A 26481-nucleotide genomic window follows, 5' to 3' on the forward strand; every position below is an offset into this window, starting at 1 on the left:
GACAAAATCAAAAAGCTATTCAAAAATATGGAAGAGATAAAGCGACTTATTTCAGAGAATAAACTAGAAGAAGCGATCCGGCTCTTGGACGCTTACCTCACGGAGCAACCGAGATCCGACGAGGCTTGGTTTCTCCTCGGAAAAGCTCATTATAAACTAGGCAACGTACGCCTAGCCCTCAACAGCTACCTGCAAGCGATAGAGATCAATCCGGAAAGCCCGGCACAAGCGGCCTACGATATGGCGATCAAGGTGCTGGATTTTTATAATAAGGATATGTACAACCATTAAGAAGACAGAGCACCCGCACCCAAATAAATTCTAGAAGTACAAGTAACTCGACTTTATGCATTTATGAAGTTAGTTGTTATTGATATAGCGTTTATTTGTATAATGCTCATTTACAACCTATAACGTAAGCTCGTCATAATAGGCATCGTTAAAGGCTTACAATGGGCATTATAAAGTGCTTATAATGGGCATTCTTAGCACCTAACATTGCCCATCGTAATTTGTAGAGACGGGGCGTGCCCCGTCTCTACAAGTTATACAATGAATTTATGTTTCTTTAGATTTCAATCTTCCATGAGAGTAATCGTATAGTCATGCAGACAGAAGAATTCCTCTGTCAACATAGTAGGTGGAATCTTTCCCTCTTCCAAGGAATAGCCCACTCCACTGAAACGAACATTCAGCCCCTCCTGCTGATAAGCCATCGGCATATCCTCCACATAGTAATTACCCACGAAATCGATTGGTTTGGAACAAACTATGGCCCATAGATTCACCCGATCGTCCCAACGAATACGACCAAACTCATCAACTAGATCCGTCCTTCGCCCATGCTCATGCTTATCCTCATGCTCATCATCACCGCAAGCGGTAAAGCCTAGCATGGTAATAGTACACAGGCAAAATGATAAAAATACAGAAAATGCTTTTTTCATATAAGTAAACTTTAAGAAATTACCTTTATCCAGATGATTATCCTTTATAAGTCAGCGCCAACATCGTAATATCATCGCTCTGCGTAGCGCCGTTCACGAAAGATTGGACGGATTCGGATATACCTTCGATCATGGATTTGGGGGATTGGTTCTTTACGGAGCTACAAGCCTCTACCAAACGGATATCTCCATATTGCTCATTCCGCAGGTTCATCGCCTCACTGATTCCATCCGTATAGAGGAACAAGCTGTCTCCCGCTTCCAGTTTCAAGGATTGTTCTTTATAAGCTAATCCCGGCACGACTCCCAAGGCCATCCCACCAGTCATCGGCAAAAGAGATACCTTATCGTTCTTACGAATCCAAACCGGACGATTATGCCCCCCATTGCAATAAACCACGTCGCCCGTATGGATATTCAAGATCGCGTAAAAAGTAGTAACAAACATCCCATTGACACTCTCACGGCACAATAGATCATTCGATTCCTTCATGCAGACCGCCGGGGAAAGCTGCCTAAGCGCCGTAGCACGGATCACCGTACGGCTGATCGCCATGAAAATAGCGGCGGGAATCCCCTTATCCGACACGTCAGCGATCGTAAAACCCAGATGATTATCGTCCACCAAGAAGAAATCATAGAAATCACCCCCCACGGCCTTCGCCGCACTCATGGTCGCATAGAGATCGAATTGCTTATATTGCGGGAACGGAGGGAACTGCTTCGGCAAGATCGATTGCTGTATCTCACGTGCCACGTTCAAGTCGTATTGTATCTCCTCTAGCTGATGATGTTCCTTTTGGGCCTCCTTAATAAAAGAAATCTGCTCGACCGCCTTCTCGATCGTACGTTCCAGATCCTCCATATCGATCGGCTTGGTAGCGAAGTCGAAAGCACCATGGTTCATGGCAGTACGAATATTCTCCATATCCCCATAAGCCGATACGATGATACATTTCAAGGCCGGGTTACGCATCTCGTTAATCTTCGTCAGCAATGTCAAGCCATCCATCTCCGGCATATTGATATCGCTCAATATGATATCAAAGTCCGGATGGTCCAACATCATCCTCAATGCCTCCAAACCATTATGGGCAAAGGAGAACTCATACTCTCCCTTACGGATCTTCCGACGGAAATATTGGGTTAGCAACGCTTCCAGATCCTGTTCGTCGTCTACGCTTAATATCTTGATCGCCATAATTCTTCTGTTTATTTCGTTAATGGAATAAGGAATATGAAACGGGTAAACTCACCTTCTTTCGATTCCACCTCTATCTTCCCGTCATGCTTCTCCTCTATAATAGATCGAGTGATAGATAGCCCCAAGCCAGTTCCCTCTCCCACCGGTTTCGTGGTAAAAAACGCAGAGAATATCTGCTCCCGGATATTCTCCGGCATACCGATACCATTATCCTCGATACTTAATCTTAAAGAATCTCCCTCCTTCCGTAGATCCACGGATATAACCGGCTCATACCCGATCGGCGAGAGCTTAGATTTACTATAGACCGCATAGCAAGCGTTATTCATGACATTCAATACCGCACGGCTCAAATCCTGCGGGATCACTTTCAGCATCGGAAGCCCCTCCTCGTAATGCTCCCGGATCGCGATATTGAAACCTTTATAGTTCGCTCGCATCGAATGATAAGCCAACCAAACATATTCCTTCACCAGATTCTTGATATCCGTAGGGATGTACTCGTCATCCTTCCCTCTGGAATAAAGCAAGATACCCCGGATGATACTTGTCGCCCGGTTTCCATGTTCCTCGATCTTCTTCAAGTTACCATGCAAATCGTTAACGATCTCGCTAAACTCCTCATGCAAGGCGGTCAGCTTCTCCCAAGATTCCGGAGGCAAGACATCTTTCTCTTCTTCTAATATATCTTCCAAGTCATCCACTAACTTAGAGGACAGCTTACTGAAATTGATGACAAAGTTGAGCGGATTCTGGATCTCATGCGCGATCCCGGCACTCAACATACCTAAAGAAGATAATTTCTCTAAGTTCTTCACTTGCAAACGTAGCCGTTCTATTTCCTTACTCTGGTCTTCCATATCTATTCCTCCTCTTTAGGCGGTGTAATTGTTTTCGGTTGATATACAGGGATCGTAATTAGAAACTGGGTATATTCTCCTTTCTTACTCTCCACCTCGATAGTTCCCCGATGGTTTTGCACGATCTCACGGCATAGGTAAAGCCCTACGCCGGCCGCTTCCCCCGTTGTCTTTGTCGTGAAGAAAGGAGCGAATATCTTATCTTTTATATTCTCGTCGATACCGGACCCGTTATCCCGGATCGTTATTTCCAGCATATCCTTATTGACTTTCAATCCAAGGAATATCTCCGGACTAAAAGTCACGGTCTCCGATTTCTTCAACAGGGCATACATGGAATTTTTCAATATCCCGGCCAGAACCTTACTGAACTGCTCCACGTTTACCTCCATCATCAAAGACAGCGTCAAATTATCGAAAACAATCCGGATATTCTTCTCTTGAATATCCTGCTCATACGTTTTCTTCAATTTATCCAAGGCGATCCGGCATAATCCGTTTATGTTGGTAAGCGTAAGATTACCTCTTCGGTCTTTCAGCAATTCCTCCATCGCCTTAACGATACGGACCGTATTGAAACCATGCTCAGAGATCTTCTCCAAATTACTGGTCATCATATTCAACAAATCAACCGAGTCGTCATACACATCCGGTTTCAGATGCTCTTTCTGACTATCCAGATTTTCCCGGAGATCCTTGGCCAACCCCGATGTCAGATTCGCGAAGTTATTGATATAATTCAGTGGGTTCAAGATACGGTCCACCAAACCTTGGGTCAATTGCCCTACGGTAGCCATCCGTTCCTTACGGACCAGCTCGTCCTGCGCCTCACCCAAGGCTTTCAAAGCGGCCGCCAATTTCTCGGATTCCTCTTGGATCGCGTCTTTCTCCGAACGGATCTCCTGCGTACGCTCCTCTACCTCTTTTACCAAATACTCTTTTTGTTTGAGTTTCCGCTTGAAAACCAACTTAGAGATCTGGCAAAACAGAATCAAGAAAAGCAATCCGATCCATTCTTGATGACCGAACTTCACAGATACACAAATACCAACCAAGCTACCCAGCGTAACCCGCTCGCAAAGTTTAATCCGCCTTTTTAACCGATCGATCTCGGTATGTAAATCCTGTATCATGATGAACCTCCTTTCCTAACTATAAATAGGCAACGTAATCGTAACTTCCGTATATTTATCTTTCTCCGACTCGATAGCGATCGTACCCTTATGGTTCAACACGACCTCCCGACTCAAGTAAAGACCTGTTCCTGCCGCTTCCGCGGTCGGTTTGGTGGTAAAGAACGGAGAAAAGACTTTCGTCTTTATCGTTTCTTCTATACCGACGCCATTATCACGGATAACCACTTGCAACTTATCCGCTTGAATACGCAATACCAACGAGACAGAAGGCTGATATCCCGGTTCCCCGAGCTTTTTCAAGACCGCATATATACTATTATCCAATATCTGCAACAAGGCTTTTCCCATCTGATCGATATTCACCTCGATTGTCAACGGTACGGAAAGCCCGGAGAATGATAGATCTACTTGATTCTTCTCGATCTCCTTCGCATAATTCTTTCGCAAGATATCCAGATTGACCTTACATAAATCATTAATATCCACGCAGGTTCGATTCGCCGAATGATCTTTCAGCAATTCTTCCATCGCTTTTACGATCCGCACCGTGTTATCACCATGCTTGGCTATCTTATCCAGATTGCCAGTCAAAAGAACCAGCAGTTCTTGCGTATCATTATAATTATCGTGTTTACCGGTCTCTTCGTCCTCATCGATATTCTGCTTGATATCTTTCGCTAATGCAGCAGACAAATGAGCGAAGTTATTGATATAATTCAAGGGATTCAAGATACGGTCTACCAGACCTTTCGTTAATTGGCCGATCGATGCCAGACGTTCCTTACGAACCAACTCGTCTTGAGCGTCCGCCAAGGCAGAAAGGGCACGGGATAGTTTCTCCGACTCCGCTTGCATCGCATCCCGCTGGAAACGCAATTCCATCGTCCGCTGTTCAACGAGATTAGAGACGAACTGTCTTTTTCGCAGACGGAATTGCGTATAATACTTTAACAGGAATAGAAGGACTACGGCTCCCACCAAATAATAAACCAGTTCTTCCTTCTTCTGGTAAACCGCCAAGGCGATCCACGCCGTCCCGATCACGGTCAGCGTCTCGATCACCCGCATCCTCCAGCGAAGGCTTTCCAGTTGTTTGATATTTATGTCGCCCATCCTTCCTGTCCTCCGGATATCAGAAATTGATATTCACGCCCAACATCGCATTAAAACTCTGCATCGGATAACCGTAATACAGTTCGTACTTCTGGCAAAGAATATTGGTCAACTTGGCATAAACACCAAAGATATCGTTGAAGGTATAGGTACCTGTTAGGTTTAGCTCGTTGATGTTATCCATCTTAAACTCATTCATTTTATCGTACGTCATACCAGTGTTCCCATTGACACCCCAAGTCCGTACATTCGCATAACGTCCGGTAGCCAAATAATAATCCAAAGCGATAGATAATTTCTCAATCGGGCGGACGGTCAGGTTCGCATTCAGTTCCATTTCCGGCTTCCCCCACGCATGAGGCAACTCGCCTTCATCCGTTTCCGCTTTCCAATTATTATATACACCTTTCAAAGCAATATCGAACCATTGTTGATAACTATACTTCAAGTTGGCTCCCACGAAAAGTTGCTTCGTGTCGATACCCGGCTCCGCAACACTGAAACTGCCGAAATAATTCGCTGACCAAACATCAGACTGAGTAAACAGCACATCATCGCTCGTTATCTTATATCCGGCGAACACATCAAACCAAAAGCCCGGTGCCACGCCGCTCCGGATACCCAAGACAGCGTCCAGCCAATTGCGCGAGGGCAATAGTTCTGCCATCGGGTAGAGGTAGCGGTTCACACGCGACATCTCGTACATGCTGTTGGAGTACATCTTGCCGCCAGCGTTCACGTATAGCTCCGTCTTGTCGGCCACCTCCACATCGGCGGCTACATTCGGAGAGGCCATGAATTTTGTCTCGTCGCCCGTAGCCAGCATCACGTTCGCACCCAGCTTTAAATTCCAATTATCACCCTCTACCTTATAATAAGGCGACAACATCGCCTCGACATGGTTCTTGAACTCATATTCATAACCTCCTACCTCCGGCAAACTGTAATTGAAATATTCGACCAAACCGCCCAAGCCTACTCGCATATTCCCATTGAAACCAGCGTTCAGATCAAACTTTGCCTCTAGAGTATGCTCCGTAGGGCCGTCCATCACCCTACTTAATCCATATTTATGCGAGAAATTAGTATAACCTAAGTCCAACAAATAGCCAACCTCAGCCTCCTCCTTCGACTCGAAACCTATCGTAGCAGCGATCGTCTGGTTCACTTGGTTGGTTTCGCGATCTCTCTGTAACAAATCCTCCGAAGGGGCATAACTGGATGTAGGATCAGACAATGCCGCCCCATAATAATTGAATGCGGAGTAGCCGTACTTCGCTCCGATACTGAATATCGTCTTCTCGAAAGCGTGCTTGTAGTTGATGCCTCCCAAGTTGTCATTGATTTTCGCCTTGACATCATAATCCTTTGGCTTTCCGTTCGTGGAGCGATGCGAATACCATAGATTCAGCTGATCCTTCTCAGTACTCAGGATATGATAGCCCAAGTCTCCGTTGATATTCATGCGCGTACCCATACCAAAGTTAAAATATCCCCGACGCTTGTTGTAATCCATCTGCGTCATGATATTTCCGGAAGGCAACAAACTAATCTCTTTCTGCGGATCGGCGGCGATCGTATAATTCGAGTAATCGATCGGGATCTTACGAACCTCCGGCTCTTTCACCACGGGAAGCGTATTTACCTTGCTAGCGTCCTGCACGGAAGGATCATACTCCCGTTCAAGCGTCATCTCTCGGTTCAGGTTCTTTTCTTTCGTAACATCCTCTTGCGCACTCGCAGCAGCAGCCGAACCCAGCAAAGCTACCACACACAACGCCTTTACATTATATATAGTCTTCATCGCTTTCTTTTATTTCTTTAGTTTACCCAATCTGTCTTCGATCATCGCGGCGATCTCATCATCGCCCTTGTAGTTGTTTTGCAAACTGGTCAGATATTGACGAGCTTGGAAATCATCACCTTGGCGGATATAAATATCAGCCAACAAGATAAAGCCCCGTGCCAACCAATATTGGTGAGGCGTACCGTTCTCGATGAAGTTCATCAAGACAGTCTCGGCATTCTTATCATCCTTATTATCATAATACAATTGAGCCAATAGATATTTAGCCTCCGCCCCGTGTATCGTACGGGTATCCTTGCTGATCTCCTTCAAGTCGGCCAACGCCTTGTTCTCCTGCTTCAAGCTGATATAAGCCTTCGCACGGACATAACGGGCCTCGGACATAATCTCGGGAGATAGCTTCGGTTCCTTCAGCAAATCGTTGGCGGCAAGCAAAGCCTCTTGCGGCTGACCGGTCAACTCGGCGCAACGCATCAAGCCCAATTTAGCGGCCTCCTTATTCTCCGGATTCTCCGCTACCGCCTGTAGATGCTTGAAACTTTCCATAGCGGCGGCGTAATCCTTATCCAGATACTCGATCTCAGCCTTACGAGCCCAAGACTCTTCCCTGAATTTCGTATCACCGCTCTCCAATACCAACGAGAACAGACGTTTCGCCTCCTCCAGATCTTTCTTGGCAAAAGCGATACTTGCCAAATAGAAATTAGCGTTCGAGCTAAACGCTCCCTGCGGGAAGGTTTGCAAATAATTCGTCAAGCTACGACGAGCGCCCTCATTATCGCCTCGCATAAATAACTTCTCGGCCGCCAGATAGGTCAAGGAGTCTTGCTCACTCACCTCGAAACGAACATTTCCACCTAACGAATTCGCATAGGCGGCAAACGAATTGATATCGTTCAGCTCGATATATACGGACTTCAAATCTTGCAAGGCCACTTTCGCCTCCTCGCTACCCGGATAATTGCTAATCACGCTCTTATAAGCGTCGGCCGCTTTCTCCGGCTGATTGTCGTTGAAGTAAATCAAACCAAGCTGTACGCCGGCCTTACGAGCCAGACTGCTTTGCGGGAAATCACGCATCAATTGCTCAAAGCTTGCCGCAGCCGTTTGATTGTTATCCAATAACACGTAAGAACGTCCTTTCTCGAACAAGGCATCATCCACATATTGTGATTCCGGGAACTCACGGATCAAGCGATCCATCACGCTGATCTTTCCCTTATAATCTTTCTGCAATCCCAGCAAGAAGCCCTTCTGATACACCGAATAATCTCCGGCGGACGGTTGCAATTGCGCCGCACGGGTATAATTCTCTTCCGCCATAGCGAACTGACGGTTGTGGAATAAACAATCGCCGATACGATTATAAGCGTCCGCATAAGCCGGAGTCTGCTGATTGCTTTCCAAATTCACGTATTGACGGAAACGGTTCAACGCCTCGCCATACTCTTTCAATTTGAAGTAGCTGTAACCTAAGTTATAATGTGCCAAGGCATACATATCCGTATTACGTTGGCGGGTATTATTCAAATAGGTACGATAATCGGAAATCGCCTTGTTATACTCACCTTGGCGATAATAAGATTCCCCACGCCAGAAATAAGCGTCGTTACGAGATTCCAGATTATAAGCGCCCAACGAGATCGCACGGCTGAAAAGATCGACCGCCTTATCCAATTCCATATTCGTGAACGCCTGCGTTCCCAACTGGAATAAGATATCTTGCTTCGCCTCCAAGATCTTCGTGCTCGGATGCTTGATCTTATCGATAGAGTTCAGAGCCGCTTGATAGTTCTTGGTAGTCAAATAAACCTCCACCAGATAATCGTTTACCTTATCGGCATATTTGGAATTCGGAAAATCATTCAAGAAATCCTCGAAGATTGTCACCGACTCGCCAAAGCCCGTGAAAGCGGTCTCGTGGATCAATAAAGCGTAATTATACATAGCCGCCTCTTTCACTTGCTTATCGAAAGAAGAAGTCGCGGCAGCCTCGAAGGCCATACGGGCGTTATTCTTATCTTTTAATTTCAGATAACTTTGCCCCAGATACAGATAAGCGTTCTGCGAAAGGGCATCGTTCTCACGTACGGTCCGCCCCAAAGCGTTCACGGCGCTACTGTAATTACCCTTATTGTAATAACATACGCCCAAGATATATAAATCGCCCCTCAACGGGCTATCCGTCGAGGATACATATTTACTCAGCATATTAATCGCCTGATCCTCATTTCCCAGATGATAGTAGGCGTTACCCATGATACGGTAAACCTCGCTATTGTTCTCGCTATCCGGATAAGAGGCTAGCAATTCCTTACCTTCGCTGATCACTTTCTCGTATTTATTCTGGATAAAATAAATTTGCGTGATATAGTACAAGGATCGCTCTTTATAATCAGGCAAGTCCTTCAAGCGGGTAAATTCCACCAAGGCATTGTTGTATTTACCGGTTGCGTAATCGATATAAGCGACATAATAGGTAGACGCTTCCCGGTACTTCGTTCCAATCTGCTCGATCCGTGCGAAATAACCACGGGCCTTCTCCATATCCCCGATTTGCAACAAGGAATAAGCCAGACGGAAACAATAAGCCTCCTGTTGTTCCGGACTTAGCATATCAATGTTCGATTCGTTAAACCAAAAGATAGCTTTCTGATACTCTCCCTGTCCGAAATGGGCGGAACCGATCAAGAAGTTCACCTCGTCCGCATGACGGGAAGCCGGGTACACATCCAGATAATCTTTCAATAACTCAACGGCATTGGGACGGCCTTGCTCATAAGCGGAGTAGACCAACATATAATCGGCTTCTTGAATCAAGTCGGCATCCGTGGAATGCTGTTTATACGCCTCCAGCTTATCGATGCAACCTGAATAATTCTTCAAACTAAACAACTCCTTGCCTTCGACAAACAAACGGTTCGGCGCATCAAATTGATACGATCTCTGCCCGCTTGCCATGTGGCTGCCTACTACCAGACACAGCGGAATAAGTATTCTTTTCATCACTCATTTGCTTTTTAATACAAGCACTTACTTCAGTGCCTATTCGTTCTAATTCGCAAATATAAGTAATATGCGCCAAACAGAAGGCAAGTTCTATTAATATTTAGGACAACACGTTCTAAAATTATCTCTATGGAAGATGATACACCTTATAGGGAGAAGATGTATCATGTTGCAACGATAAGATATATCATCTTTCATTTTCGTACAATTTTCCTAATTGTTATTTTCTAAGATAGGCTGGTACCGCCTTTCGGATAGAGTCTAAACCGAAGTCTTCCGGATTCACATTCTCCGGGCGAAGGATCACGATCTCGGCGGCATCATCTTCCGCATGCACGTTATTGAAATCATCTACCAAGCACTCATAAAACATATCCAGCGTATGCACCTCAAAGCCGGAATACATATATAAATTAGGCAAGGAAAACAAATAACGGCAATTCTGGATATGCAACCCCGTCTCCTCCCTTACTTCCCGGCGAGCGGCCTCCTCCCCCGACTCAAACATATCGACGAAGCCACCGGGCAAATCCAATGTACCTTTAGCCGGCTCTTTTCCTCGGCGAACCAGCAATAACTCCCCCTTAGCGTTCTTTATGAAACAAGCGACAGCCGACGACGGGTTGAAATAATAAACAAAACCGCACGCCATACATTTTTTCGCTTTCTCGTTATGTTCCACGAAAGCTTTTGCCCCGCAAACCGGGCAAAACTGAAATTGATACAACGGATGTCTCATACTTTATGATTTATAATTCAATTAAAAACAACAAGCCGCACCTAAATATAGATGCGGCTTGCCTTATTTCGCAAATGTCTTTTCGTTATACGTAAAACCGGATTTAGACTTCCAAACCAGCGCTTTGGTCTCTTACTTCCCAACCCAAAGCACTTGCTCCTAATACGGCAGCGTCGCTCTCTTTCAATTGAGAGAATAATAATTTAGTCTTACCTGCGTAAACCTTCAACATATTTTTCTCCATTGAACGTTTAATCGGGTTCATGATCAAATCGCCAGCTTTCGTAAGACCGCCAAACAAAATGATAGCCTCCGGGCTAGAGAATGCTACGAAATCAGCGAAAGCCTCTCCCAACATAGAGCCGGTAGCCTCGAAAATCTCAAGAGCGATCTTATCATTCTTCATAGCTGCGTCGTATACGTCTTTTGAAGTGATTTCATCCGGATCCAAGTCGCGAAGAACACTCTCGTCCTTACGGATTTCCAGATATTCACGAGCCGTACGAGCCACACCGGTAGCTGAAGCATAAGCCTCCAGACATCCTTGACGACCGCAACCACACTGACGACCGTTGTTACGACGCATGATAACATGGCCCAACTCACCGGCAAAACCGTCATGTCCGTATACCAAGTTACCACCTACTACGATACCGCTACCCACGCCGGTACCCAAAGTGATCACGATAAAATCTTTCATACCGCGAGCGGCTCCATAAGTCATCTCACCGATAGCGGCAGCGTTGGCGTCGTTTGTTAAAGCAACAGGAATACCATCAATCTGTTCGCTGATCAATTGAGCCAAAGGAATCTTACCTTTCCAAGGCAAGTTCGGAGCGAATTCGATACATCCGTTGAAAAAGTTTCCGTTCGGAGCACCTACACCCACACCTTTAATCTTATCCGGACCACCAGCCTGATCAATAACAGACTTCAGACCTTTAGCTAATTCCGCTACATAGTCATTAACGTCTGCATATTTACCAGTCTTAATTGATCCACTATACAAGATTGTTCCTCTTGCGTCAACTACACCAAAAACAGTGTTGGTACCACCTATATCGATACCTACTACATAAGGCTTCTCCATGATTTTATATTTAGGATTAATAATGATTTTCCTCTTTCTAGGTAGCAAATATAAGAGGTTTAACACAAGTTGCAATACGATTTGAAGAAAATTTTACAGATTCCTGTCATTTTATCTTCTTTTTTCGAAAACTTATGTTAAGCAACATTGTTATATAATAATGGAGAATTATCGCAACGGTAATATCTCGATCCAATAGTCATCCGGATCATTAATAAAATACAATCCCATCTTGGTATTCTCGAAGCAAACCGCTCCCATTTCCTTGTGGTATTTACGTACCTCCTCATAATCGCCGGCTACCCGGAAACAAAGATGGCTCTCATTGTCGCCTAGCTCATAAGGTTCTTTCCGGTCACGCAGCCAAGTCAGCTCCATCAAGAAACCGGTTTGCTCATCCGTTAGATAAACCAAGATAAACGAACCGTCTTCCGCTACCTTACGATGGTGCTCTTTCAATCCCAACGCTTTATTATAAAAAGCGATACTCTTATCCAAATCCAATACATTAATATTGAAATGGTCAAATCTACCTTTAACTTCCATACCTAATAAATTTATGTGTTTAAAATAACCTATACATTAATAATATATTATATATCCGTCCCTTCTCCCGGAACAGACAATACGATATAACGACATCCTTTCGATTCGGCGTAAGGGCCGAAAGCCATAACCTCCGCCGGACGTTCCCAAAAGTGCATCGGGACAAATACGCTTGTTTTTATACGATCGATAAATTGCTGGGCGCCCCTCATGAAATCGGTACCCAAACGAGGATCGACCGGGAACATGACGAGATCCATCACAGAGGTTTCTTTCGCTATTATATCCAGTTCCTTCAAGTAATTACCCTCAGCCTCGGCTACCTCTTGCGGGGTGGACTCGTCTTTCCAATGCCAATTATTCAAGTCGCCGGCATGGAAGATCCGTCTGCCTTCTGTCTCTATCAGGAAAGAGATCCCCACATCCGTGGAACCAAATGCCTTGATGGTCAGAAGTTCATCTTGATAGGCATCCCCCTTCTTCAAATAAATAGCATCATCAGCCTTGGCCCTCCGACGCTTCAATATATCCTTGGAAAAGATATATTTGATATCCGGCTTCTGCTCTTTCCATTTCAATACTTCCGGATGAAAATGATCCGGATGAAAATGCGACGCTAATATATATAATGTGCCCGCACGCTTCAAGAGTTCGCTACGCACGTATCCCTTGGCCGGGTCCGGATCGCTATCCTTGAAATAATCGATCAAGATCGAAAAGCCATCCGCTTCCAAAGCGAATCCGCTATGATAAATATACACCAATCTCATAATGATCCTCATTTATTGTTTATCTTAAGAACACCGAACCTCACCGGGTTGTTGAATTCACGGTACAAATATACAAAAGGCCGGACATATCACATGCCCGGCCCACAATGATTATCAACTTACAATTTATTTCCAGTTCTCATTCTGGACTAATACGCCTTCCATGGTGACAATTTCATCGTTAGGGATCGGAAGTGTCACTAATCTATCCGGATACGTAGCCGATTGGTACTTCAGCAAATATCTCTTTTCATAAGCCAAGAAGCCCGAACCTTTATTACCCAGCTCCTCAGAAGCCGCATTCCAGCGCACAAGATCATACCAATGATGCCCCTCCATCGCCAACTCGATCCTACGCTCGAAACGCAAGGCTTTTATCGCCTTATCCACTGTCCAGCCACTCGCAGGATACAAGCCGATGCGATAATTAGCCGCCGTATTAGCAATGGTATTTCCGCTCACCTTATCCTCCAATACATATGGAGAAGAAGTTAAAGCCATATTGTTATTCGCGTCGGCAGCCATGATACAACTTTGTGCGGCACGTGCGCGAACTTTGTTGATATATTCTCTGGCAGTATTGATATCACCCGTTTCTATACAAGCCTCAGCATAAAGCAGGTAAAGCTCAGCTACACGCATCAAGTGGAAGTTCTTGGCAGTTGAGCCACCGGTTGTAGTCAAGCTCAAGCCTCCCTTATCCGCCTTTTTCGGCAGGTTCTTCTTATTCAAGAACGGACCGCCATTCGCCAAATCACGAATCCAGCCATCGATAGTAACTGGTATATCCCAATCCATATAGGGCACATTGAAACGACCCGCAGATACGTCAACCCGAGGATCCGTATAAACCGTCAAATCCGTATGAGGTACATTATCGCCATCAATTGTCGTAACCGAGGTTTTGCTTTGATACGACTTATCGAGATAAGGCAATCCATTCTCATCCACCATATGCGCATTCACCAAGTCATAAGAAGGCTGGTAGAATCCCCAGCCGGAACCAATCTTGCCAGACAATGAGATATGAGAGTTACCATTGATCGCGTTGGTATAATACTGCGTACCGGAGATTGCCATCTGGACGTCAAACACAGACTCGCCCGTCCAGTCGCTCTCGCCCGCCGTGTAAAGCGTCTCATAACTCGGGGTCAAGGTATATTTCGTGCCCTTGCTATCCGTACCATTAGCGATAACCGTTTCTAAAATCGATTTAGCCTCCGTCCATTTGTTGGAGGTTCCATTCGTTCCATTATAGGGAGAAGACTGGAATATTCTCAGTTTCGCCAAAAACGCTCCAGCCGCCCATTTGTTGGCACGACCGGGCTCTTCCGGCCATGCGCCGGGAAGATTATCATAAGCATACTGCAAATCTTCAGCCACCTGTTCCCAAATATAAATATAGTTACCGCTCTCATCCACATTCGATATCAGTGGGTTCACGGACGACTCATAATCCTCCAAAGATACATAAGGAATAGCCGCCCCAAAATTCTTGATACCCTCAAACAAATAAAAACCACGCATGAAACGAGCTTGGGCTATGGCCTCGGTATAAAAATCTTTCTCCTGTCCCGGTATAGCGGAAAGCTCATCTTTAATCAAACCGGCCAAATGCATGACATTATTAGCACGAGCTACCGCATCGTATACTGCCACCCATTTACGCTTGATATAGGAATTATCGGTCGTAAAGCTAAAAGTCTCCAACAACGTGAAGTCCGATTGGTCCGCAGCCGTTGACCCCTTATTAGCGTCACCGCCCATCACATCACCATACGTATAGTTTGTCAAGCTTGCCCCAAAATAAGAGTTAGTCGTAGCCGCCGGAATATTTAACGCTGAATACATGCCGGTAAGAAGATAATTAATACCTTCCTGATCCGTTAAATTGGTTTCATTAACCGCACCTACTGGTTCGATCTCCAAGAAATCGGAACAAGATGTGCTGCCTAACGCGAGAACCACCGCCATCGCAAAATATATAAGAACTTTTTTCATAATGAATTCAAATTAATCGTTTATAAAGCACATACGTTAGAATGTCACATTCACACCCATCAAGAACTGACGAGGCATACCATAAGATCCATAATCGATACCTTTATTCATATCGCTTGATACATATTCGTTCTCGAACGAAGTATGCGAACGAACCTCCGGATCCAATCCATCATAACCGGTTATCGTAAACACGTTACTGATCTGGCCGTATACACGTATCTTCTCGAAACCGATCTTCTTCAGCAACTTCTTAGGCAATGAATACCCCAAAGTCAACGTCTGCATCCGAAGATAAGAACCATCTTGCACATAATTGGAGTTCGATTCGTTACCAGCCTCGGGGCCCTCGGTCGAGGTCGTTGTCCACAAAGGATAAATACCGTTCGGATTATTCACCGGATCCCAAGATTTCGCCAAACGATCTTTCGAATAATTAGACTGCAAGTTTCCAAACATCGTATAGTACTCGTAGTGTTTGTACAAATCATTTCCAATCGAGTAATACATGTAAGTACTTAGATCAAAATCTCTCCAAGTCAAAGAGATATTGAAACCTCCGGTCAAATCAGGATGAGGATTACCGATAATCGTACGGTCATCCGCGTCGATCTTACCATCGTTGTTCACGTCTTTCATCTTATATCGGCCTACCCATGCGGAAGCGACCAAATCGTTTTCCGTAGCCACACCATAAGGCAGAACGCCCGAGGAAATAACATCTTGCTCATTTTGATAAATACCCTCAATCTGATACCCGTAGAACATTCCGACAGGTTGGCCCACCGTAGTAATATTCACCTTGCTCAAACGAGTATCGTTGAACAAATCAGAAGATCCCAACCGGGTAACCTCATTCTTGTATCTTGAGATGTTAGCCGTGATGTTATAACCGAACTCGCCAACTTTGTCCCTCCATCCAATGGACAAATCAACACCTCTGTTCTTCATATCACCGATATTGATACTAGGCTTTGATGCGTTACCAACCAGCGCAGACCAGTTAGCAGGCACAAGCAAGTCTGAGGTATTCTTTACATAAAAGTCAAATCCGGCGGTCAATCGGTTACTCAAAGCCGTAAGGTCGAAACCTATATTAAACATTTTTGTGGTTTCCCATTTAGCGTCCGAGTCACCCAAGTTCGAGAGCACATAACCGGGAGAAGTCTCTGAATCCGATCCCGTGATAGGATACATATAATAATTTCCCGTACCATACTGGAACGCATAGTTGTAAGAACCAATATTCGAATTACCGGTCGTACCATAACCGGCACGCAGCTTAAAGTCATCCAACCATTTCCGGGTAGGCTCCATAAATTTCTCGTCAGACATACGCCATCCCAAGGAGGCGGAAGGGAAGTTACCCCAACGGTTCTTGGAGCCAAACTTGGAAGAAGCGTCGCGGCGAATCGTGAATGTCGCCAAATATTTACCCTTATAAGAATAGTCCGCACGTCCGAAAAGGCCGAACATAGTCACTTTTCTTTGATAACGGCTAGAGTTACCTATATTAGAAGAAGAACCATTATCCAGTGTCCAAGTATTCGGATCGCTCTCGAAGATGTAATCGATACGGGTTCCTTGCATATAACGGCCGACACCTTGTTTGATAGCCTCCGTACCCAAAACAACGGTAATATTATGATCTTCATGAATCTTCTTGGTATAAGTAGCCGTATTTGTCCACTGCCAGTTCAAACGCCAGTTGCCCGTCTCAGTCAATGTATTGTTGGCAGAAGCCTCTTTGTTCGCCATATTTTGACGTTCGGTCATCTCCAAACTCCACATACCATTCAAGCGAGCGCTAAACTGAGAACGAAGCTTCAGACCTTCGATCCAAGGATTGGAAAGCTCGGCAAAAACCGCAGTCTGTCCATGAAACATGCGTGTCCAATCATTCTCATTCATAGCTACCTGATGCACGGCGGAAATATCACGGCCCGCATTAGGTGCCACGGATCCCGTATAATCACCTCCTACATTATATATAGGTACCCACGAATTCATGGTATAAGTCTTAGCGAACGTGTTCGCATCTCCTTGACGACCAGACTCTCCTCCCGTTTCCATAGCGGCAAGGTTCGTATTTTGGCCCATCGTGAAATACTTATTAGGATTATAGGTCGTATTCGTACGTAAAGAGTAACGTTTGAAATAAGAATTCTGGATCGTACCCTCTCGATTTGTATAACCCAAAGAGACAGAATAAGTAGCTTTCTCGCCACCACCCACCAAAGAGATCTGGTGATCTTGGATCTTTCCGGTCTGTACAATCTCATCGTACCAATTGGTACCCTTACGAGCCTCCGCATCGGAATAACCGTCGGCCAACATCTGATAATACGCGGATCGGGCCCAAGAGCTGCTTCCATCGTCTACATACGACTTTTCCCAAGCCTCTACGCTCCCATACATATCAATAATCTGCTGTTCGCTATAACCGGCCGGCTTAATCGCATAAGGCATCGAAATACCTTTACCACCCGTAGCGGCGATTTGCCCGAATTGAGGATGAGAGGTTGCCAAACCACGATAGTTATACAGATTCTGCTGTCCTAATTCCTCGAATTCCATCGATTCCCAACCGTTCAACAAATCATAACCGCTGTTAGCCATCTTAGCGACACCAAAATATCCATTATAAGAGACACGAACACGATCAGCACGCGTACCCTGCTTCGTCGTAATGATAATTACGCCATTCGCACCTTGTGCACCATAAATAGCGGTAGCTGAAGCATCCTTCAACACTTGCATAGACTCAATATCATTCGGGTTTACGGAACTGATATCCACCCCGGATACACCATCCACAACAATCAACGGGTCTGAACTATTAAGAGAACCCACACCACGAATACGGATCGTAGTCTCACCGCTGGGACCTCCGGAATTAGAGATATACACACCGGATGCTTTTCCTTGCAAAGCCTCGGCGAAAGTCGCCACCGGAGTCTCGTGGATAGCGTCTGTAGAAACAACAGCAACAGAACCGGTAATGTCCTTCTTCGATTGCGTACCATATCCAACTACTACCACTTCATCCAAAGCTTGAGTATCTTCCACCAATTGAATCCTCACATTCGTCTGACTACTTTTTAAAGGAATTTCTTGACTGACATAGCCAATGTAAGACACAACTAAAATCGCATTACTAGGCACACCTTCTAAAATAACACGTCCGTCCATATCGGAGATATTTCCGATAGTGGTTCCTTTAACAAGGACATTTGCCCCTACAATTGGTCCGGCTTTGTCTGAAATAGCACAAATGACTCTACGTCCATCTTGTTGTAGGCTACGAGTTCCTACGTTTGGTGTTAAATCGCCAACTTCCGCAGCGATGATGGGATATCCGCCGCAAAGGAATAAAGAGGCTCCCAGAAACACCTGTCTCCAAAATACTACATTACTCATAAAATTAGAATTTAAGGTATAAATCAAAAAACACAATCTACTTAACAATTTGATTTTTTCATATAGACACAACATCACAGCTTGTAGCTATTACTCATCTATAATACTTATGGTCTAAATGTTTTTTCATAAAACGACTAGTTGAAACGATCGTTTCATTTAGTCGTTTGTAAAGATCTGTCTTTTTTTTTGACACATGCAACTTTTTGTTCATTTTTTTTTATTTTATCTTATTGCTAATGGGAAAGATAACCTTTTCTTCCCACAAAAAAGCTCTTCTTTTTCAAATCCTCTTTCCCCCTTCTCGAAAACGCAAGATTTAAACGATCGTTTCAACTAGTCGTTTTTTTTAATATCATGAAAAAAACAAGAAGTGATTTTCATAATTAAAACCATGATAATGAAGAAGCTACACAAAAGAAGTTGAAAAGAAGAGAGTGATGTTTACTTATTTTAAGATGTAAACAGATGTAATATACCTTAGAGGTATGAGAGAGTAGTGAATTCATTTTGTTAAAAGTTTGTGTTTTTTATTTTATTATACCTTAAATTCTAAATTTGTATGAGAAATGTTGTATCATGGAAGCCATTAGTCTTAGGAGCTTCTTTTCTTCTGTACGGAGCCGGAACGGCCTTTGCAACAGAAACAGATCATCTGTATCCTACACCTAGTACGGGATTTATGAGTGTCCAGCAAGATGGACGACAGATTAACTGCCACATCGTGGATAAATCTGGTCCTATCGTTGGAGCCAACGTAGTCGTAAAAGGAACTACTATCGGAAATATTTCTGATATGGATGGACGAGCCATTATAGAGAATGTGCCCGCAAACGCCATCTTAGTAGTCTCTTATATCGGATACGTAACTCAAGAGGTTACTTTGAAGAGTAATCAGACAAACATCAAGATCACGCTGGTCGAGGATTCACAAGCTTTGGATGAAGTCGTCGTTACTGGTTATAGTACACAAGCGAAGAAGGATATTACCGGATCTGTGGCTGTTGTCGCTACGGATGAGTTAAAAGAGACTCCTGTTTCCAATTTCGCTGAGGCTTTGCAAGGAAAAGCTGCTGGTGTATTTGTACAAGCAGGTGGTGGTCCATTAGGGGAGACAACGATTCGTATACGTGGTGTGGGTTCCGTAAACGGCTCAGACCCGTTGATCATTGTCGATGGTGTACAAGGAGTAGATATCGATGCGGTAAATGCGAATGATATTGAATCCATGCAGATATTGAAAGACGCTGCTGCTTCCGCTATTTATGGAGCGAAAGGTGCAAATGGTGTTATCGTTATCACGACTAAACAAGGAAAAAAGAACGACCGTGTACAAGTATCTTATAACGGTTACTTCGGTGTAGCCAAGATGGCCAATGACGGTTATGGTCTGTTGAACGCTTGGGAAGCTATGGAATTCCAAGAAGAAGGGCAACGTAATTTATTCAACTACCGCGGTGGCCAAACAGTAAACCACGCCCAGTTCGGTTCAATAGGTAAAGACGGTACAGGTCATTTAACAATGCCTTATGCTATCAAACCTGCTGGTTATAGTAAAGAACAGATCATCTCTCAATACGGCAGTATCGCAGCTTGGGAAGCTTCTTACAAAGACAATGGTGAGAACACTTGGTCTCGTTCCGCTTACTACCAAATGCTTGAGGACGGCTACTCTGAGGAAGAAGCTCGTGCCGGCACGAATTGGTACGACGAAGTAGTTCAAACCGGTAAGGTGCAAGATCACCAGATTTCTATCACCGGAGGTGGTGAAAAAGCGACTTATTCAGTAGGCTTAGGCTACATGAATCGTGAAGGTACGATCAAGGAGTCATGGTTCCGTCGTTATTCCTTGCGTGCGAATACAAACTTCTTCGTGAACAAGTGGTTCAATATCGGTCAGAATACCAACATCGCCGTAATCGAGAACTCAGGAGAACGCGGTCGTCAAGGTGATGATAATACCTTCGGTAAGACCTTCTCCATCCAACCTTGGGTACCTATCTACACAGTTGGCGGTGATTATTCCGGTTCACAAAATGCCGAAGGAGGACGTGCTGAGAGCGCACCAATGTCCGTTGATTATGGCAAGGACAATCGTCGTCGTTTCTTACGTGCCCAATCAGCTATCTACGCAGAGATTATGCCTTTAGAAAGCCTTGGAGAGAATTTGAAGATCCGTACTCAGTTCAGCGCACGTTTAGGTGGCGCATGGGACTTCTGGATGAACAAACGTACGATCATGACCAATAAAGAAGGACGTAACAACAACGAGTTCTACGAGCAAGCAAACTATTGGTTAGATTATCAATGGACAAACACCGCTACTTATAGCAAAACAATCAACGACGATCATACGATCAATGCTGTGATTGGTACAGAGGCACTTCGTGAGGGTTTAGGACGTTGGATCCAGGCAGGTCGTATCAACTATCCATTCGAAGATGATCCCAACACTTGGGTAATCAACAACGGTGCTAGCTCTGACTTAAGAAATAGCGGAAACCAGAACGCTGTATCCACCATGTTCGGTATGTTCGCTCGTGCGGACTATGCTTACCAAGGTAAATATTTGGCTACAGTTACGGTACGTCGCGACGCATCCTCTCGTTTTTCTGAAAAGAATCGCTGGGGTACATTCCCTTCTATCTCTTTAGGTTGGCGTATGTCGGACGAGAAATTCATGGAGAAATCACGTACTTGGTTAGACGATTTGAAGATTCGTGCCGGTTACGGTACAACCGGTAACTCCAATATCGATTCATATAACTGGGCATTCCAATATGGTACTGGTAACCGTTATCTCTATAGCATCAATGGTTCTGACACAGAGGTATATCAAGGATTTGGCGTAACCAATCTTGGTGATATCGAGGCAAAATGGGAAACATCTAAGATGTTTAATGCAGGTTTCGATATTACAGCTTTTAATCAACGATTAACCGCCAACTTCGACTACTACATCAAGAAAACTTCTGATATGTTGATCGATGCCAACTGGTCTGCTTTGGCCGGTGCCGCTGACAAGCCGAAAGTAAACATCGGTGATATGACGAACAAAGGTGTTGATTTGAATATTACTTGGAATGATAAAATCGGTGAGGTAGGTTACTCTGTAGGCGTAAACTTGTCGCATTACAAGAATAGACTGGATGAGATTGGTACTGATGCCGGAATCTTTACCGGAACTCGTATTTCCAACATGAACGTATTGATGAAAGGACATGCAATCGGTGAATTCCACGGTTATCAGCTAGATGGTATCTATAAGAGTGAAGAAGAAGTCCGTAACTATAAGAATGATGCCGGTGGAACAGTATTGCCATATGGTACATCTGATGCTTCTACGTTAAACGCTGCCAATTATGTAGGTCAGTTCAAAGTAAAAGATGTGAACAACGATGGTAAGATCGACGCTAGTGACCGTACATTCATTGGAAACCCACATCCGGATTTAACAGGAGGTATCAACTTAGGTGTTAACTGGAAAGGATTCGACTTAAGTACTTATATGTACTTCTCCGTAGGCAATGATCTATTCGCCATGTATAAATATTATACACATTATGGTTCCTTACAGTCCGCTTATTCTAAAGATCGTCGCGACAATTCATGGCATCCTGTAACCAACCCTGATGGTATCTATCCTATGTGGGCAACCGCTAATGGTGAGAGTACAATCGCCGCAAATGAGTCTAATTCCGGCTATATAGAAGATGGTTCATTCTTACGCATGCAAACGTTGACTTTAGGTTATACACTTCCAAAGAGTATTTTAGATAAAATCAAGTTTGAGAAGATCCGCATCTATGGTCAAATAGCAAACGTATTCACATTGACTGGTTACTCCGGACTAGACCCACAGGTTCGTACAGATACAGACGGTCGTTCCAATGACCGTACGATGGGTACCGATTTCGGTTCTTATGGTATGCCACGCCAATTTATCATGGGTGTAAATGTGACATTCTAACAAATATTTGCTAACTAAAAATTGAAACAAGATGAAAAATCTATTTATATATGCGGCAGTCATTGCCGCCACGATGGGAAGCATGACTGCTTGCTCCGATTTCTTGGATGTGAAGCCAGTCACAAATAAACAGGAACCGGATTTTGTATCGCAAGAAGGTATTACTCAGTTGCTAACTGGTATGTACGCTAGATTAAACTCTACAGATGCGAATGATGGATACTTCCGTTCGACATTGACCAACTATGTATATGGTGACGTAATGGGAGGTGACGCAAACAAAGGTTCAACTTTCCAAGACCAACCAGACTTTACCAGCTTGGAAACTTATACATTTACAACTGACAACGCTTATTTTGAAACAAAATGGGCACATAGTTACCATGGGGTATTCACCGCAAACAACGTAATCAAGGTAGCGGATTTAGCAAAAGAAGAGCTTTCGGCTATAGCAGGCCAAAGTAAAGACTTCTATACGGAAACAATCGCCCAAGCCCGCTTCATACGCGGTTTCTTCCATTTCGAGGTCGTAAAATTATTTGGAGCGGCTGTTCCTTATGTAGATGACATAGCCATGAAAGAGAACGTGAACCCACAAGTCTCTAATGTGGATGAGAATGGGAATTATATCTATATCTGGGATAAGATAGTAGAAGACTTGCAGTTTGCCTATGACAATCTGCCCGACACTTGGACCGAGGCAGGACGCGTAAACAAATGGGCAGCTGGCGCTATGTTGGCTAAAGTAAAGATGTACCAATCCTCTCCATATAACGGAAAAAATGGAACGTCTAATCATTGGACTGAAGTTAAAACGATTTTGGAAGATGTAATCGCAAACGGAAAAGATAACAAAGGCACTAAGTTCCGCTTGGCAGATACATACGAGGAACTCTATACAGCAGGGGAAAGTGACTGGACAGGAGAATCTGTATTCGATGTCCAAGCTGCAGTTTCCGGCACCGTAGAACAAACTGCCAATATCAACGGAGCTTGGCACATCGGCTTCAGCGGAGCGTTAGGAACTGGAGGTTGGGGATTCTATCAACCCTCTTATGATATGGTCAACGCTCATATTGTTGACGCAAACGGATTACCTAAAATGGATGATTCTTATCGTAATGATCCTGCGTTATCAACTTTAGACGAGAACAATTTACCTCACACTGATTTGACCGTCTATACAGACCCTCGTTTGGATGTTTCTACCGGTCGTTTCGAGACTCCATTCTTAGATTGGACAGTGCCAAATGCGTTGGATGGTTGGGTACGTGATGTTTCTAACGGAGGTTTATACCTAAACAAGAAGAATATCCCTAGAAAAGCCGATAAAGGAAGCTTATCTAACACGACGCAAACAAACTCCACTGCTAAAAACTTCCACTTGATCCGTTACGCAGACGTATTGCTTTGGTACGCTGAAACCTTGATCGAGTTAGGACAGCCTCAACAAGCAGGTGAATACATTAATCAAGTACGTGCTCGTGCCGCCAATAGCTATGTAAAGGCAGTAGATCCGGCAACAATGACCGAGGCTAGTTCTACTTATGTTTTGGATGACAAGATTAACGGGAAGCAAAGTACAGATGCTGCCGCAAACTATCGTATAGGTTTATATCCACCTTCTCAATTCGCATCAAAAGACAAAGCGCTGGAGGCACTGCGTTGGGAACGTCGTATCGAGTTAGCGATGGAAGGTCATCGCTGGTATGACTTAGCTCGCTGGGGTATCGCATCCGAGGTATTAAATGATTTCGTGAAATACGAAGCTAAGCATTTAGGTAAATATTCCAATAGTACATACAACGCAAAATGGGCAACAATGCCTATCCCTCATAATGAAATCTTAAAGATGGATGGTCTTTTAGTTCAGAATGAAAACTGGAAATAAACAAGTGGGTTAACAGTCAGAAAGGGCAGCCGGGCATGTGATATGTCCGGCCTGCTTTTTAATCCCCAAAAGTAAGTTAACTTACTTTGCTCACGAAGTTAACATACTTTGCCAACGAAGTTAACTCCATGTGCCAATTAAGTTAACTTCGTTTTGTGTAGATTGGTATTTCCGATAAAAATCGTATCTTTGTTTGACTTTAAATCAAAATGAAACGTGTACTCTAGCCATGAGATATAAACAAATACTCCTCGGTTTGATCCTGTTTGTCCTATTAGGGGGTTTCTTGCAAATAACCGGCAAGTTTCATTTCTTCTATATCGAGCAGCTTCAACTATTCCAGTTTTCCGAAGATTATCTTGCGGATAAAATCAGCAGTCCGGGAGGTTTATCTTTGATTATCGGGGAATTCTTGACACAATTCTTTATTACGCCTTATGCAGGGCCTTTCATTATCGCAGCTATACTTACGTCTATTGGCTTAACAATGAGGGAGATCATCCTGCAAATTAATCCAAATAAAGAGCTCTTCCTGCTTTACTTACTCCCGGTTTTATTCTTATTATTGATTCAATACGACTTCAATTATTTAGTACAAGGCACTATCGCATTCCTATTTTGTTTGATTAGCCTGAACGCATGGATGCGCATAAAAGATCCCTGTTACCGGCTATCCGCCGCATTGGTAATCACCCCACTACTTTTTTGGATAGGAGGACCGATTGCCGGGCTATTCTCATTAAGTGTGGTTCTCAAGGAAGCGATAAGCCGTTCCAAACAGGGGTTCTATTTTTTAGCGGTTTTAATTGAATACCTGTTTATCGGGATCGGAAGTGTCTGGTCAACTACCATCACCAGTTATCGCTTCGCATTCTTACCGGACGCTTTTTACCACCCGATTCTGGCGGCTCCCAATCTCATCTATTTCGCATGGGTCTGTTTACCGCTTAGCTTGATCGGGGCATTCGTATATCCTAAAGGCAAAAACCAATCAAAGAAAAAAACAGGGATAGAGCTTACCGTTCAATTCATCCTAATCCTATTCCTTTGCTGGGTAACGATTCCACGGTATAACGACCAGAAAGCCTATCCTCTAAAAGTCTTGGATTATTATGCCCGTACCGAACAATGGGACGAGATCATCCGGCATTGTCACGGGCCGATCAAAAACTATTTATATTTAACTTACTTAAATAGGGCACTTGCGGAAAAAGGGGAGTTGGCAGACCGGATGTTCGCTTTTGATCAACACGGTCCTCAAGGGTTACTCGCCTCTTGGAACAAGACCTTTACGGTCTCCACCCTGTTAAGCGACGCCTATTTTACGCTAGGGGAAATCGCATTATCGCAGGAGATGGCTTTTGAAGGGTATGTCACCGTAATTGGCGCCGGTAATCCCCGGAACCTGCAACGGCTTGTTCAAACAAACTTGATTTACGGAACGTATCCTATCGCCGAGAAATATATCAGTATCTTAGAAAAAACATATGCCTATCATGATTGGGCCAAACGGCATAGAGGCTTCTTATATAACGACAAAGCGATTGAAGCTGATCCGGTATTAGGGCCTAAACGAAAAGCTCTTCCGAAGGAAAGTAACTTATCCGGTATCAACGGACTGGAACATGATTTACTTATCCGTGCGGAACAAGATCCGGAAAATCAGCTCCCGATCCAATTCACCGGGGCTATCTATCTGCTGTCTAAAGACATGAAAGCTTTCCAAAGGCTGATAGAAAAGTATTATGGAACACCGGTACTCCCCTCTCTCCCCGTGAGTTTCCAAGAGGCTGTTATCCTATTAGCAGAGAAGGATGTGGATTACTGGAAACGTTTTAACGTATCCGGAAATGTGATCCGCAAATTCGCAGGTTATCGGAATTTAGTCGTGCAGAACCGGAACAACCCACAACTTCCGCAACTTATAAAGAAGTCGTTCGGAGACACTTATTGGTCTTATTATACTCTAAAATGATCA

17 protein-coding genes are annotated in these 26481 nt (G+C 44.2%); 4 read left to right on the forward strand and 13 right to left on the reverse strand.

What is annotated here, in order from left to right; translation table 11 throughout:
- Nucleotides 1–27 precede the first annotated feature (27 nt).
- Entirely contained in the window at nucleotides 28–291 is a 264-nt protein-coding gene (locus CI959_RS04720; RefSeq protein ID WP_005859264.1) for a tetratricopeptide repeat protein, read from the forward strand.
- 284 nt (nucleotides 292–575) lie between these two features.
- Here the strand turns inward: CI959_RS04720 and CI959_RS04725 are convergent, their stop codons facing one another.
- The 13 genes from CI959_RS04725 to CI959_RS04785 form a co-directional block, all read right to left on the reverse strand.
- Nucleotides 576–947 carry a hypothetical protein gene (locus CI959_RS04725; RefSeq protein ID WP_048927235.1) on the reverse strand — a complete coding sequence of 124 codons (372 nt, stop codon included), beginning with the start codon at nucleotides 945–947 and terminating at the stop codon, nucleotides 576–578.
- 37 nt (nucleotides 948–984) lie between these two features.
- Entirely contained in the window at nucleotides 985–2148 is a 1164-nt protein-coding gene (locus CI959_RS04730; RefSeq protein WP_005859268.1) for a PP2C family protein-serine/threonine phosphatase, read from the reverse strand.
- Between the two features lie 11 nt (nucleotides 2149–2159).
- Nucleotides 2160–3011, reverse strand: coding sequence for a sensor histidine kinase (locus CI959_RS04735; RefSeq protein ID WP_005859269.1), 852 nt, complete (start codon nucleotides 3009–3011; stop codon nucleotides 2160–2162).
- Between the two features lie 2 nt (nucleotides 3012–3013).
- Nucleotides 3014–4144: a sensor histidine kinase gene (locus CI959_RS04740; protein WP_008779247.1), complete on the reverse strand. Its 1131-nt coding sequence runs from the start codon at nucleotides 4142–4144 to the stop codon at nucleotides 3014–3016.
- Nucleotides 4145–4159: 15 nt separating this feature from the next.
- A complete protein-coding gene (locus CI959_RS04745) occupies nucleotides 4160–5260 on the reverse strand; it encodes a sensor histidine kinase (RefSeq protein WP_008779246.1) in 1101 nt (366 codons plus the stop codon).
- A 19-nt stretch (nucleotides 5261–5279) separates the two neighbouring features.
- Entirely contained in the window at nucleotides 5280–7064 is a 1785-nt protein-coding gene (locus tag CI959_RS04750; RefSeq protein ID WP_057316372.1) for a TonB-dependent receptor, read from the reverse strand.
- 9 nt (nucleotides 7065–7073) lie between these two features.
- Complete coding sequence (locus CI959_RS04755; protein WP_009276215.1) at nucleotides 7074–10073, reverse strand: tetratricopeptide repeat protein; 3000 nt, start codon at nucleotides 10071–10073, stop codon at nucleotides 7074–7076.
- A 223-nt stretch (nucleotides 10074–10296) separates the two neighbouring features.
- The gene (locus CI959_RS04760; RefSeq protein WP_005859279.1) at nucleotides 10297–10815 is read right to left on the reverse strand and encodes an NUDIX domain-containing protein; all 519 of its coding nucleotides are present in this window, start codon (nucleotides 10813–10815) and stop codon (nucleotides 10297–10299) included.
- A gap of 103 nt (nucleotides 10816–10918) precedes the next feature.
- Complete coding sequence (locus tag CI959_RS04765) at nucleotides 10919–11905, reverse strand: ROK family protein (protein ID WP_005859281.1); 987 nt, start codon at nucleotides 11903–11905, stop codon at nucleotides 10919–10921.
- Between the two features lie 168 nt (nucleotides 11906–12073).
- Complete coding sequence (locus tag CI959_RS04770) at nucleotides 12074–12451, reverse strand: VOC family protein (protein ID WP_005859283.1); 378 nt, start codon at nucleotides 12449–12451, stop codon at nucleotides 12074–12076.
- A 47-nt stretch (nucleotides 12452–12498) separates the two neighbouring features.
- The gene (locus tag CI959_RS04775; protein WP_008779243.1) at nucleotides 12499–13221 is read right to left on the reverse strand and encodes an MBL fold metallo-hydrolase; all 723 of its coding nucleotides are present in this window, start codon (nucleotides 13219–13221) and stop codon (nucleotides 12499–12501) included.
- 126 nt (nucleotides 13222–13347) lie between these two features.
- Nucleotides 13348–15222, reverse strand: a complete 1875-nt coding sequence (locus tag CI959_RS04780) for a RagB/SusD family nutrient uptake outer membrane protein (protein ID WP_005859287.1) — start codon at nucleotides 15220–15222, stop codon at nucleotides 13348–13350.
- 36 nt (nucleotides 15223–15258) lie between these two features.
- Nucleotides 15259–18642, reverse strand: coding sequence for a TonB-dependent receptor (locus CI959_RS04785; RefSeq protein ID WP_034526655.1), 3384 nt, complete (start codon nucleotides 18640–18642; stop codon nucleotides 15259–15261).
- 562 nt (nucleotides 18643–19204) lie between these two features.
- Between CI959_RS04785 and CI959_RS04790 the strand changes: the two genes are divergently transcribed.
- The 3 genes from CI959_RS04790 (at nucleotide 19205) to CI959_RS04800 (ending at nucleotide 26478) form a co-directional block, all read left to right on the forward strand.
- Nucleotides 19205–22612 carry a TonB-dependent receptor gene (locus CI959_RS04790; RefSeq protein ID WP_005859291.1) on the forward strand — a complete coding sequence of 1136 codons (3408 nt, stop codon included), beginning with the start codon at nucleotides 19205–19207 and terminating at the stop codon, nucleotides 22610–22612.
- Nucleotides 22613–22643: 31 nt separating this feature from the next.
- Entirely contained in the window at nucleotides 22644–24503 is a 1860-nt protein-coding gene (locus tag CI959_RS04795; RefSeq protein ID WP_005859293.1) for a RagB/SusD family nutrient uptake outer membrane protein, read from the forward strand.
- Nucleotides 24504–24732: 229 nt separating this feature from the next.
- Complete coding sequence (locus tag CI959_RS04800) at nucleotides 24733–26478, forward strand: DUF6057 family protein (RefSeq protein ID WP_005859295.1); 1746 nt, start codon at nucleotides 24733–24735, stop codon at nucleotides 26476–26478.
- Nucleotides 26479–26481 lie beyond the last annotated feature (3 nt).

This window comes from Parabacteroides sp. AT13 (assembly GCF_002272965.1).
GTDB classification, from domain to species: Bacteria; Bacteroidota; Bacteroidia; order Bacteroidales; family Tannerellaceae; genus Parabacteroides; species Parabacteroides distasonis.

Bases quoted from the DNA above. Each gene is read 5' to 3' on its own strand.
- CI959_RS04785 (WP_034526655.1), bottom strand. From the start codon at position 18,642: ATGAGTAATGTAGTATTTTGGAGACAGGTGTTTCTGGGAGCCTCTTTA.
- CI959_RS04800 (WP_005859295.1), top strand. From the start codon at position 24,733: ATGAGATATAAACAAATACTCCTCGGTTTGATCCTGTTTGTCCTATTA.
- CI959_RS04765 (WP_005859281.1), bottom strand. From the start codon at position 11,905: ATGGAGAAGCCTTATGTAGTAGGTATCGATATAGGTGGTACCAACACT.
- CI959_RS04755 (WP_009276215.1), bottom strand. From the start codon at position 10,073: ATGAAAAGAATACTTATTCCGCTGTGTCTGGTAGTAGGCAGCCACATG.
- CI959_RS04720 (WP_005859264.1), top strand. From the start codon at position 28: ATGGAAGAGATAAAGCGACTTATTTCAGAGAATAAACTAGAAGAAGCG.
- CI959_RS04790 (WP_005859291.1), top strand. From the start codon at position 19,205: ATGAGAAATGTTGTATCATGGAAGCCATTAGTCTTAGGAGCTTCTTTT.
- CI959_RS04730 (WP_005859268.1), bottom strand. From the start codon at position 2,148: ATGGCGATCAAGATATTAAGCGTAGACGACGAACAGGATCTGGAAGCG.
- CI959_RS04760 (WP_005859279.1), bottom strand. From the start codon at position 10,815: ATGAGACATCCGTTGTATCAATTTCAGTTTTGCCCGGTTTGCGGGGCA.
- CI959_RS04795 (WP_005859293.1), top strand. From the start codon at position 22,644: ATGAAAAATCTATTTATATATGCGGCAGTCATTGCCGCCACGATGGGA.
- CI959_RS04740 (WP_008779247.1), bottom strand. From the start codon at position 4,144: ATGATACAGGATTTACATACCGAGATCGATCGGTTAAAAAGGCGGATT.
- CI959_RS04780 (WP_005859287.1), bottom strand. From the start codon at position 15,222: ATGAAAAAAGTTCTTATATATTTTGCGATGGCGGTGGTTCTCGCGTTA.
- CI959_RS04735 (WP_005859269.1), bottom strand. From the start codon at position 3,011: ATGGAAGACCAGAGTAAGGAAATAGAACGGCTACGTTTGCAAGTGAAG.
- CI959_RS04775 (WP_008779243.1), bottom strand. From the start codon at position 13,221: ATGAGATTGGTGTATATTTATCATAGCGGATTCGCTTTGGAAGCGGAT.
- CI959_RS04770 (WP_005859283.1), bottom strand. From the start codon at position 12,451: ATGGAAGTTAAAGGTAGATTTGACCATTTCAATATTAATGTATTGGAT.
- CI959_RS04745 (WP_008779246.1), bottom strand. From the start codon at position 5,260: ATGGGCGACATAAATATCAAACAACTGGAAAGCCTTCGCTGGAGGATG.
- CI959_RS04725 (WP_048927235.1), bottom strand. From the start codon at position 947: ATGAAAAAAGCATTTTCTGTATTTTTATCATTTTGCCTGTGTACTATT.
- CI959_RS04750 (WP_057316372.1), bottom strand. From the start codon at position 7,064: ATGAAGACTATATATAATGTAAAGGCGTTGTGTGTGGTAGCTTTGCTG.